Annotated in this window: 9 protein-coding genes; 8 read left to right on the top strand and 1 reads right to left on the bottom strand. The window is 62.2% G+C overall.

Annotation, left to right across the window (positions count from 1 at the left end; translation table 11 throughout):
• Positions 1-129: 129 nt before the first annotated feature.
• The 5 genes from lexA to P8X48_09925 are packed head-to-tail and all read left to right on the top strand — an operon-like array spanning position 130 to position 7,666.
• Positions 130-738, top strand: coding sequence for a transcriptional repressor LexA (gene lexA / locus P8X48_09905; protein ID MEJ2107624.1), 609 nt, complete (start codon positions 130-132; stop codon positions 736-738).
• A gap of 14 nt (positions 739-752) precedes the next feature.
• Positions 753-1,403: a translesion DNA synthesis-associated protein ImuA gene (gene imuA, locus P8X48_09910; GenBank protein ID MEJ2107625.1), complete on the top strand. Its 651-nt coding sequence runs from the start codon at positions 753-755 to the stop codon at positions 1,401-1,403.
• Positions 1,336-2,778 (top strand): DNA polymerase Y family protein, encoded by a 1,443-nt coding sequence (locus P8X48_09915; protein ID MEJ2107626.1) that lies wholly within the window; start codon positions 1,336-1,338, stop codon positions 2,776-2,778. The genes imuA and P8X48_09915 overlap by 68 nt, the downstream gene beginning before the upstream one ends.
• A gap of 3 nt (positions 2,779-2,781) precedes the next feature.
• Entirely contained in the window at positions 2,782-5,958 is a 3,177-nt protein-coding gene (locus P8X48_09920; protein ID MEJ2107627.1) for an error-prone DNA polymerase, read from the top strand.
• Positions 5,959-6,010: 52 nt separating this feature from the next.
• A complete protein-coding gene (locus P8X48_09925) occupies positions 6,011-7,666 on the top strand; it encodes a glycosyltransferase family 39 protein (protein MEJ2107628.1) in 1,656 nt (551 codons plus the stop codon).
• A gap of 1 nt (position 7,667) precedes the next feature.
• On the opposite strand, the gene P8X48_09930 is transcribed toward P8X48_09925, so the two are convergent.
• Complete coding sequence (locus P8X48_09930) at positions 7,668-9,083, bottom strand: glycosyltransferase (GenBank protein MEJ2107629.1); 1,416 nt, start codon at positions 9,081-9,083, stop codon at positions 7,668-7,670.
• 222 nt (positions 9,084-9,305) lie between these two features.
• Here P8X48_09930 and P8X48_09935 point away from each other — a divergent pair, with 222 nt between their 5' ends.
• From P8X48_09935 to P8X48_09945, 3 genes are all read left to right on the top strand, one after another.
• Entirely contained in the window at positions 9,306-9,614 is a 309-nt protein-coding gene (locus tag P8X48_09935) for a non-heme iron oxygenase ferredoxin subunit (protein MEJ2107630.1), read from the top strand.
• The gene (locus tag P8X48_09940) at positions 9,611-10,741 is read left to right on the top strand and encodes a hypothetical protein (protein MEJ2107631.1); all 1,131 of its coding nucleotides are present in this window, start codon (positions 9,611-9,613) and stop codon (positions 10,739-10,741) included. The genes P8X48_09935 and P8X48_09940 overlap by 4 nt, the downstream gene beginning before the upstream one ends.
• A gap of 10 nt (positions 10,742-10,751) precedes the next feature.
• On the top strand, positions 10,752-11,078 hold a 327-nt coding region (locus tag P8X48_09945; protein MEJ2107632.1), incomplete at its 3' end, for an FKBP-type peptidyl-prolyl cis-trans isomerase.

An 11,078-nucleotide genomic window follows, 5' to 3' on the forward strand; every position in this document is an offset into this window, starting at 1 on the left:
ATTCTGCGTAAAAACCACTCGGGTCGGTTTGGGTAGACCCCGGTATTCAGGGAGGTTTCATTTTTTCCTTGCTTGGCCAGAAGGACTGTATATAATTACAGTACACCTGTACGAATATACAGTCATCCAATGAGCCAGTCACTGACCCCCAGACAGGAGCAGATCCTGGAAATGATTCGCGGATTCCTCGCCGAGCGCGGTCATCCGCCTACCCGGGCCGAAATCGCCCGGGAACTGGGGTTTCGTTCGCCCAATGCCGCCGAGGAGCACCTGCGGGCCCTGGCGCGCAAGGGCGCGGTCGAGTTACTGCCTGGTGCCTCACGGGGGATCCGGTTGCCGGAAGAAGAGGACGGCTTGCCTGTGGTAGGGCGAGTGGCGGCCGGCTCCCCCATCCTGGCCCAGGAGCAGATCGAGGATCATTACAAACTGGATCCGGCCCTGTTCCGGCCACGGGCCGATTATCTGTTGCGGGTGCAGGGCCTGAGTATGCGCGACGTCGGCATCCTCGATGGCGATCTGCTGGCGGTGCACCGCACGCCGGAGGCAGCCAATGGCCAGATCGTGGTGGCGCGCGTGGAAGACGAGGTCACGGTCAAGCGTTTCCAGCGCAACGGTCACCAGGTTCGCCTGCTGCCCGAGAATCCCGATTATTCTCCTATCGAAATCGATCTGCGACACCAGCCCCTGGTTATCGAAGGGCTGGGCGTAGGCATCCTGCGCAACCACTCTCTCCGATGAATCTGGACAGTCACATGCAACGCGCCGGGGTCTGGCGCGGGGGCGGCACTCCCCCTGAAGACAGCGGCCTGGCCACCGGTATCCCCCAGCTGGATGACTTGCTGGGCGGTTGGCCCCAAGGGGCATTGACCGAGATCCTGGTGCCGGAGGAGGGCATTGGTGAGTTGAGCCTGTTGATGCCGGTACTGGCGCGCCTCAGCCATACCCGGCGCTGGCTCGCCTGGGTGGCGCCGCCGCACATTCCCTATGCCCCGGCCCTGGCCGGTGCCGGCATCGATCTTTCCCGGGTGTTGTTGGTGCGCCCGCGCAGCGCCACCGATGGCCTGTGGGCGGTGGAACAGACCCTGCGCGCCGGCACCTGCGGTGCCGTGCTCGCCTGGCTGGCGGCGGCGGACAACACGGTGTTGCGTCGTCTGCAGCTGGCAGCGGAGGCGGGGCGGGCCATGGGCATATTGTTTCGTCCCGTGCGCCTGGCCTCCCACGCTTCGCCGGCGGCGTTGCGACTACGACTGGAAACAAGCTCGCGCGGACTCGCGGTCCATGTACTCAAGCGCCGTGGGCGCTGGACCGGGGGTCCCGTGTATCTGGATCAGGCCCATGCTTTGGCTCTGTCTTCACCTTCCCCGTCTGCCCCTGGAAGTATTCAGCCGGGGCGGACCTGCTAGCGGACCGCAGGCGGTCGTCGAATCGGGGCGAGCCTCGGCGCAGCGCATCTTGCTGTGCAACGACAAGGCGGCTTGCCGTGGCGTGCGCCCGGGCATGGCCGTGGCCGCGGCCCAGGCTCTGCTGGATGATCTTCAACTTATGGCCCGCGACCCGTCCCGGGAGCGGATCGCTCTGGAACAGTTGGCGGCCTGGGCAATGCGTTACACCTCCGTGGTCAGTCTGGCGCCACCCCGGTCCCTGTTGCTGGAGATCGGCGGCAGCCTCAGCTTATTCGATGGCCTGGAGAACTTGCGCAGTCAAATCCACGATGAGTTGCCGGAACTGGGTTATGAGTTGGCCACGGCGGTGGCGCCCACGCCCCTGGCCGCCCTGTGGTTGGCGCGGCACCAGGGCAATACGTTAATCGTTGAGCATAAGCGAGCACTTACTCAAGCGCTGGCGACCATCCCCCTGAGTCAACTGGAACTGGATAACAGGCTGCAGAAATCCCTGCGCGGCATGGGTCTGCGTGTGTTGGGCGATCTGCTGCGCCTGCCGCGGGATGGGCTCTCCCGTCGCCTGGGCAAGGCACTGTTGCACGATCTGGACCGTGCCCTCGGTCGGGTGCCGGATCCGCGAACCCCGTTTGTGCCACCGCCGCGCTTTCACGAGCAGATCTCCCTGCCATCCGAGGTGGAGGAGGTGGAGGCCTTGCTATTCGCGGTCCAGCGCCTGGTGTCGGGGCTGGCCGGTCGTCTGCAGGGTTGTGGCGGCGGGGTGCAGCAACTGGAACTGCAATTGGTCCACCGGCGCCAGCAGCTGACATCCGTTTCCGTAAACCTCGCCGCACCCGCCCGTGATGGCGCCCGTCTGCTTGCTCTTATGCGTGAACGACTGGAGCGTCTGTCGCTGGTAGCGCCGGTGACGGAGGTGGCCCTGCTCGCCGAAGACATCCTGCCCTTCGCCGAGAGCAATCGCGATCTGTTCGCCCGTCACGGCGAACAGGAAGAGGACTGGCTGGCCTTGCTCGAACGTCTGCATGCGCGCCTGGGAGAAGAAGCGGTGCGTGGTCTGTATGCAGTGGCAGAACATCGCCCGGAGCGCGCCTGGTGTGATGATGCTCCGGGTCAGTCGCGTGCGGTGCCACGCTTCGCTCCGCGACCGGTGTGGCTGTTGCCGGCACCCCTGCCGCTGGAGGCCCACAGGAACAAGCCATACTTTCATGGCGCACTGGAACTGGAGCCAGGGCGCGAGCGCATCGAGAGCGGCTGGTGGGACGGTAACGATATCGCGCGTGACTATTTTGTTGCCCGCAATCCCCACGGGGTCCGTCTGTGGCTGTTCCGTGAACTGCGTGGTTCCCGCGGCTGGTATTTGCACGGGATCTTCGGGTGAGCGATGGCCGTGAACAGGGTTTCGCGCTCACACAGCAAGGGGCGATCGATCATCACCGAAGGCGCGCGTGACGGGGTTGCCGGTGTTCCCGCCTATGCGGAACTCCATGCGATTTCCAATTTCACGTTTTTGCGCGGCGCTTCCCATCCGGAGGAACTGGTGGCGCGCGCATATGAACTTGGCTATGCCGCTCTCGCCCTGACCGATGAGTGTTCGTTTGCCGGTATCGTGCGCGCCCATGTGGCAGCGAAGGACTGCGGTTTGCATCTGATCGTCGGCAGCGAGTTCCGGCTCGAAGACGGCACGCACCTGGTGCTCTACGCCAATGACCGCGAGCGCTACGGCGATCTGTCCCGGCTCATCACCCGCGGCCGACGCGCCGCCTCCAAGGGAAGCTACCGGCTGACGCGCGCCGATGTGAGTGAAGTGGCGGCGCGATGTCTGGCCTTGTGGTTGCCCGGGGAGGAGCCGGACATCGAGGCCGCGCGCTGGCTGGCGCGGGTCTTTCCGGGTCGCGCCTGGATCGCAGTCGAATTATTGTGCCGCGCAGGTGACCACAAACGGCTGCAAGGCCTGAGCGACATCGGCCGTGCGACCGGTCTGGTGCTGCTGGCCGCCGGCGACGTACACATGCACGTACGTGCGCGCCGTAGCCTGCAGGACACCCTGGCCGCCATTCGTCTGCATACCACAGTGCAGGCGGCGGGACATGATCTCGCCGCCAACGGTGAGCGACACCTGCGCACGCGCGAGGCCCTGGCGCGCTTGTATCCGGCGGAATTGCTGAACGAGACCCTGCGTTTCGCGGCGCGCTGCCAATTCTCTCTCGACGAACTGCGTTATGAGTATCCGCGGGAACTGGTGCCGGATGGAGAAACGCCGGCTGCCTACCTGCGCCAGTTGACGGAAGAGGGGATGCATTTGCGCTGGCCCCATGGTGAACCCGATCGGGTGCGAAAAATGGTGGAGCATGAACTGACCTTGATCGCGGAACTGCAATACGAGCCCTATTTCCTCACGGTGTACGACATCGTTGCCTTTGCCCGCAGCCGCAACATCCTGTGTCAGGGCCGTGGTTCGGCGGCCAACTCGGCCGTGTGTTATTGCCTCGGCATCACCGAGGTGGATCCTGCGCGCATGGAAATGCTGTTCGAGCGTTTCGTATCCAGGGAACGCAACGAGCCGCCGGACATCGACGTCGATTTCGAGCACGAGCGGCGCGAGGAGGTAATTCAGTATTTATATAATAAGTACGGTCGCCATCGTGCCGCCCTCGCGGCCACGGTAATCACCTACCGCCCGCGCAGCGCCGTGCGTGATGTGGGCAAGGCCCTGGGCCTGGACCTGGCACAGGTGGATCGCCTGGCGAAGAACCTGCAATGGTGGGATGGCGACCGCGGACCACGGGCACACGGAGATGGCATCGATCCCGAACGCCTGCGCGAAGCCGGTTTCGATCCCGGGAACCCGGCGATTCGCCGGCTCGGCTTGCTGGTACACGAGTTGCTCGGCTTTCCCCGTCACCTGTCGCAGCATGTCGGTGGTTTCGTCATTGCTCGCGATGAGCTGTCACGCCTGGTTCCGATCGAGAATGCTGCCATGGTGGATCGTTCCATCATCCAGTGGGACAAGGATGATCTCGATGCCCTGGGGCTGCTCAAGGTGGATTGTCTGGCCCTGGGTATGTTGACCGCCATCCATCGCGCGCTGGATCTGCTCACCGCGTTTCGCGGGCGGCCGTATACACTTGCCGGGATACCGCCCGAGGATGTGCGGGTATATCAAATGATCCAGCAAGCCGACACCGTGGGTGTGTTCCAGATCGAGTCGCGCGCACAGATGGCGATGTTGCCGCGCCTGAGGCCGGCCAGTTTCTATGACCTCGTTGTTGAAGTTGCCATTGTGCGCCCCGGACCCATTCAGGGAGAGATGGTGCATCCCTATCTGCGCCGGCGTCAGGGCAAGGAGCCGGTGACCTATCCCTCCCCGGAAGTGCGCGGGGTGCTGGAGCGTACCCTCGGTGTACCCATTTTCCAGGAACAGGTGATCAAGCTTGCCATGGTGGCTGCCGGCTTTACGCCAGGAGAGGCCGATGCCCTGCGCCGTTCCATGGCCGCCTGGCGTCGGCGCGGCGGGCTGGAGTCCTTCGAGCAACGCCTGATCGACGGTATGCGCGCCCGCGGTTACGAGGAACAGTTCGCGCGTCAGATCTTTGCCCAGATCCAGGGTTTCGGTGAGTACGGTTTCCCCGAGTCCCATGCTGCGAGTTTTGCCCTGCTGGTCTATGCCTCCGCCTGGTTGAAGTGCCACGAGCCGGCGGCATTCGCCTGTGCCCTGCTCAACAGCCAGCCCATGGGTTTCTATGCACCGGCACAACTGGTGCAGGACGTGCGTCGTCACGGAGTCGTGGTGCGGCCGGTGGATGTAAACCATAGTGATTGGGACTGCGGTCTGGAGTCAAACGAGGCTGGCGAAGCAGTGATTCGCCTCGGTCTGTGTATGGTGCGTGGCCTGTCCGCTGCCGCGGGCGATCGCGTGATGGAGGCGCGCGCGAAGGACCTGTTTGCCAGCGTCAATGACCTGGCGCGGCGTGCACGGCTGAACCGCGGTGAACTGGAAGCGCTCGCCGCCGCCGATGCCCTGAAGGGACTCGCCGGTCACCGTCATCGTGCCCGCTGGGCAGTGCTGGGTGTCGAGGCACAGACACCGCTACTGTCCGGCGCCGACATCGCCGAAGGTCTGCCCCTCTTGCGCACACCCACGGAAGGCGAGGAGATCGTCTCTGACTACTCCAGCCTTGCCCTGACCCTGGGCCGTCATCCGCTGGCCCTGATTCGGGAACCGTTACGGGCGCGGCATGTCCTCACGGCAGAGGAAGTCATGCAGATTCCCCATGGCGAATTCGTCACTGCCGCCGGACTGGTAGTGTGTCGCCAGCGTCCCGCGTCCGCGGCCGGCGTGATCTTCGTTACGCTGGAAGACGAAACCGGTACCGTCAATCTGGTCGTGTGGCAGCGGGTGCTGGAATGCTACCGGCGGGCCCTGCTGGGGGCGCAGCTCCTCGGCGTCACCGGCGAGGTTCAACGCGAGGGTGAGGTATTACATATCATTGCCCGTGAACTCGCAGATCATGGCGATCTGCTTGGAGAACTGACCGCGCCGTCGCGCGACTTTCGCTAGGCTGCTTTCGAAGCTGTAACGCAGCGCAGTCAATCTGATACTCTCCTGTTCGATGTCCCTGTTTCCCGACAAGCAGGCCGCCGGCCACGCCGATCCGAATCCGGCGCCCTCCAAATTCAAGAAGCACTCGCCTCTGATCCTGCTTGCGCTGGTATTGGTCCTGGCATCCCTGTTGCGCTTGCAGGGAATTGGTTGGGGCCTGCCAACGGTGGGCCATCCCGCCTATTCCTACCATCCGGACGAGGCACCCCTGATCCTTGCCGCTCATCGCATGGCTGTCGATGGCGTGAAGCGGGCAGACTTCATCTATGGCGGCACTCTCTTTTTCCGAATGCTTGCCATTCCCGCACCCCTGAACAGCCTGCTGGATACGTTCTCCGGTGGCCACGGAAAAATAGGCAACGCCATTCTTTTCTGGCGCCTGTTCATGACCCTGGTCGCCCTGATCAGCATTCTGTTTCTCTACCGAATCGGTGCGATTTTGTTCAACCGCCGCGTAGGAATACTGGCCGCGCTATTGTTGGCCGTGGTTCCGGCGCACGTGGTATGGGCACAGCGTGTCCGACCCGACGAGATAGCTGCCCTATTCGCGATTGTCCTTTTCTATCTCGCCGTAAAGCTGTATCGGGCTGAAAGCCACCGGCACCGCTACCTGTTTGCCGCCGCCTTCGTGACGGGAATCGCCGTCGCCTTCCGGTTTCCATTGGCCCTGTTCGGAATACCCGCTGTAGTCGCCTATGGGCTACGGGACTGGAAAGGCGGTACAGCGTGGCGCCTATACGCAAAACATTTCGGGCTCGCGTTCGTTTGCGCCGTGATCGGCTATCTCGTCGGTAGCCCGCAAAGCCTATCCAGCCCGCATTCCCTGATCGCGGGAATGCAGTACCAATGGTCGTTCCAGTCCGGTGCGTTTCCGTACGCGATTGGCCGTGGGCCCGGGATCTACCAGTACGCATGGACCATGATGGTGATGGCCGTAGGTCACCCGATCTACGTGCTTGCGCTCGCCGGGGCAGTTGTCGGCCTGAGGCGCCGGGATCCCGGCGTGACTCTGGTCTTTTCGGCACTGTTGCCCTACCTCTTGTTGACCTCTTTCACGAGCTGGGTCGTGGTGCGCTATCTCGTGCCGCTTGTGCCCTTCATGGCCCTGCTCGCGGCCTATTTGTGCGAAAAGTGGTTGTTTCGTGGGTCGCGCCCGGTCGTGGCCGCGCTTGCGGTCAGCGCTGCCGTGCTCTGGGTATCGATGGTTTCGTTTGCCTACACGCGCATGGAGAAAGGTGCCGATACCCGAGACTTGGCAGCCACCTGGATCATGCAGAACCTCCCATCCGGGAGTGTAGTGGTGAGGGTGCTGGGCTATCCCGGCGACTTTGCGAGCAACGTGGGTCCTCTCCCCGGAATGAAAGATCTTGTCCTTTCACTTAAGAAGGGAGTCGATCCTGCGCAGCTGCTGGACGTCGTCAAGCCGCAATACGTAGTTGTTGGCGGCCAATACATGGACGAGTTGGCAAGACTCGGGCCGCGGTATCCGTCAGCCCGGGTGCGCCGCTTCTACAACGCCCTCTTGGGAGGCGCCTATACAGGAATCCATCGGGTAACAAATCCACCGGAGTTCATGGGAATAAACCTGCAAGCCCTGTTTTCATCCGTTGACTATCGGGTTGCAAACCCGACGATATATATCTATCAGCGCATACCGGGGATGTGATCTAGACTGCCTTGATCTTTCGAAAACCGAAAACCACCATGCGCAGAAGCAGCAGGCCATGGCGGAAGCGGCTGATCTTGGTATCACCGTAGGTACGACGCCGGTAGCGAATCGGAACCTCCACGATTTTGAGGTTGAGTTTGCTTGCCCCGAAGATCAGGTCGAAGTCGCCGAACGGATCAAAGTCGCCGAAGTATGGGCGGTTCTTCACGAGCTGCTGATAGTGCTGGCGTCGCAACACCTTCGTGCCACAGAGCGTGTCCTTGAAGCGCTGTCCCAGAAGCCAGGAGAACGCCAGTGCGAAAAACTTGTTCCCCAGAAGATTGAGGGATCGCATGGCCTCTCCTTCCAGGGGGTAGACAAGGCGGCTGCCGTTGATGAACTCGCCCATGTCCTGTTGCAGCGCGTTGTAGAACTTTGGCAACTCCTCTGGAGGAACCGTCAGGTCGGCGTCCAGAATCATCAGGACGTCTCCCGTTGCCTCGGCGAATCCCTTGCGTACCGCGTCGCCCTTGCCCTTGCCACCCTGGACCATCAGCTTGATGTCGTGGTCGGGGTAGGCCTCGATGACCCGGCGTATTTCGTCAGGCGTGCCATCGCTGGAATGGCCGTCGACAAAAATCACTTCCTGATGACCGCCAAATTCTGGCAGGCGCCGGATCGCCGGTTCGATATTGTCGCGCTCGTCCCGGCACGGGATGACCACGGTGGTGGACAGGGGCTGCTCGTGTTCGCGAGCGGCCGGTCGGGCGACGACGTAATGTGCCAGACAGGCGCGATTGATGCCGGGCAGGGTTCCGATGAGGTTGAAAAGCCAGGACAGCAACGGCACGTATTTTGGAAACAGCAGGCGTCTTTCTACCTTCACGGTCTCGTACCCGGCGAGATGCAGCAGGTTCTCAAGATCCTGGAGACTCAGCCAGCTCTGTTCCGGCGTTGGCATCTTGAGGCCGAGGCGCTCCCCCAGACGCAGGACCGGTTGCCAGAGAAAGTTGTAGTAGGAAACGACCAGCCGTGTATCCCGTTCGCAGAAACGCCGCAGAGACTGAAAGAACGACTGAATGTCATCCAGGTATCCAACCAGGTCGGACATGACGACGTAGTCGAAGGTCTCAGACCTGAGTTTGCCCAGGGATTCCACGTCGTCATTAATAATCTCGAGTTGCGGATATCGCTGTTGCGATAGTTGCGCGGTCTTTGGACTTAATTCGATGCCCACGCCCCGGGAAGGCTCCAGCGCGTTCAGCAGTTCCCCGGTTCCGCTCCCAAGTTCGAGGACCCGCTTGCCCGTTCCCGCGAGATAGCGGTGATACCGTACGTGGTCCTGGTGGTAGTAGCGGTTGCGTTTTCGCCAGGAATCGATGCGATCGGCGATTCCGTCGAAGTAATCACGAACCGTATCTTTGCGAGATCTCATGGGTGGCGGCGCGCAGGATGCGGGATGCAGTTCTTTTGTTTTCCTGAGTATAGCGCATGCCGTGCCATGGCAATTCCGGTTTTGCCGCGAGTCCCTGCCGGCCAGAGTCCAGATCAGCTGTGGCTGTATTGTCGCTCGATCTTGGTTAAAATGGCCGCCCTTTTCGTCGCCCAGGGCGCGTGGGCCGGGATCAGAGCTACGATGACGCAGGAATACTCCAGAGTGGCCACGACCGATGAGGTTCTGCCAGGAAAGATGAAGTGCGTGCAGGTCCATGGCCGGCGCATCCTGCTTGCGAACGTGGATGGCAACATTTTCGCGGCCGACGATATGTGCACCCACGAAGACGCTTCGCTTTGCACGGGTTCCCTGCATGGCGAATATGTGAAGTGCCCCCTGCATGGCAGCCGGTTCAATCTCCGTACCGGCCAGGTCATGGAGGAGCCCGCCGACGAGAATCTGCGTGTCTATCCGGTCAGGCTGGACGGAAATGTGATCCTGGTCGGTACCGAACTAGAGGAGTTTCAATGAGTCAACCGGCAGCACCCACACAGACACTGATGCGCTCCATCATCGGCCGCATCGCTACGGGACCCGAGTTAAGCAAGGATATCTCCCGCGAAGAGGCCCACGATGGCATGCGCGCCATACTCGACGGTCAGGTTGATCCGGTTCAGGCCGCGATCTACCTGATCGCACTGCGCATGAAGCGCGAGACGGATGACGAGAACATCGGCGTCCTGGATGCGATTCTGGAAACCACGGATCGCGCAACCGCATCCGTCGATGAGGTGGTGGATATCGCCGACCCCTACGACGGATACAATCGCACGCTTCCGTCTTCTCCTTTCCTGCCGGCTGTACTCGCGGCAGGCGGTGTGCCAGCGTACACCCACGGCGTCGAAACCATGGGCCCCAAGTACGGCATTACCCATCGCCAGGTCCTGCGCGCCGCCGGTGTGCCTGTGGATCTGACCGCCAGTGAGGCCGCCGACAAACTGGGCGATCCCGCCATCGGCTGGGCCTACGTGGATCAGTCGAAATTCAATGCACCCCTGCACGACCTTCAGGGCCTGCGTACGCAAATCGTCAAACGTCCGGTGTTGACGACTGTGGAAGTGCTGGCCGGGCCCATTCGCGGCCGGAAGAAAACCCATTTCGTTACCGGCTATGTGCACAAGCCCTATCCGCGGGTGTATGCGATGCTCGCTCGCCATTCCGGTTTTGACACAGCCCTGCTGATTCGCGGTGTCGAAGGTGGCGTGGTGCTGTCCCTTCGGCAGACGGGAAAATGTTTCTACTACCACGATCGTGGCGAAGAACAGTCCCGCGAATTTGATCCGGTCTCGCTGGGGATTGAACAGGAGACGCGGGCGGCGCCGCTGCCCGAGTCCCTGACTCAGGCGGGTGAGGGCGGCGACGCGGTGACCGGAACCGTGGATGCGCAGGCAGCGGCTGCCGCGGCCGCGGACGCGGGCATGGCAGCGTTGGAGGGTGCTCCCGGGCCCGTGCGCGATGGTCTCGTCTATGCTGGTGCCTTGTGCCTGTGGCATCTCGGGCGTTTCGACAGCCCGGAAGCGGCCGCCAGGGCGGTACGTGAAATACTCGATTCCGGTTCAGCTTTGGCCCGGGTCAACGCTATTCGAAATAACCAGTAGGGGAACTGAAATGGAGAAGATCGAGACCGCATCCGGCCTGGGCTATGAGGACCTGGTGGAAGGTGAAGGCGATACGGCATCCGGGCCCGGGCAAACCGTGACGGTTCACTACACCGGTTGGCTGGAGGATGGAACGAAATTCGACTCCAGCGTCGATCGAAACGAGCCGTTCCAGTTTCCCCTCGGGGTCGGGATGGTTATCCGCGGTTGGGATGAAGGCGTCGCCGGAATGAAGGTCGGCGGGAAGCGCCGGCTGACCATCCCGCCGCAGCTCGGCTATGGCGAGCGGGGCGCGGGGGGTGTAATTCCTCCGAACGCTACCTTGATCTTCGAAGTC

The organism is Acidiferrobacteraceae bacterium (assembly GCA_037388825.1).
In the GTDB taxonomy this organism is placed as follows: domain Bacteria; phylum Pseudomonadota; class Gammaproteobacteria; order Acidiferrobacterales; family JAJDNE01; genus JARRJV01.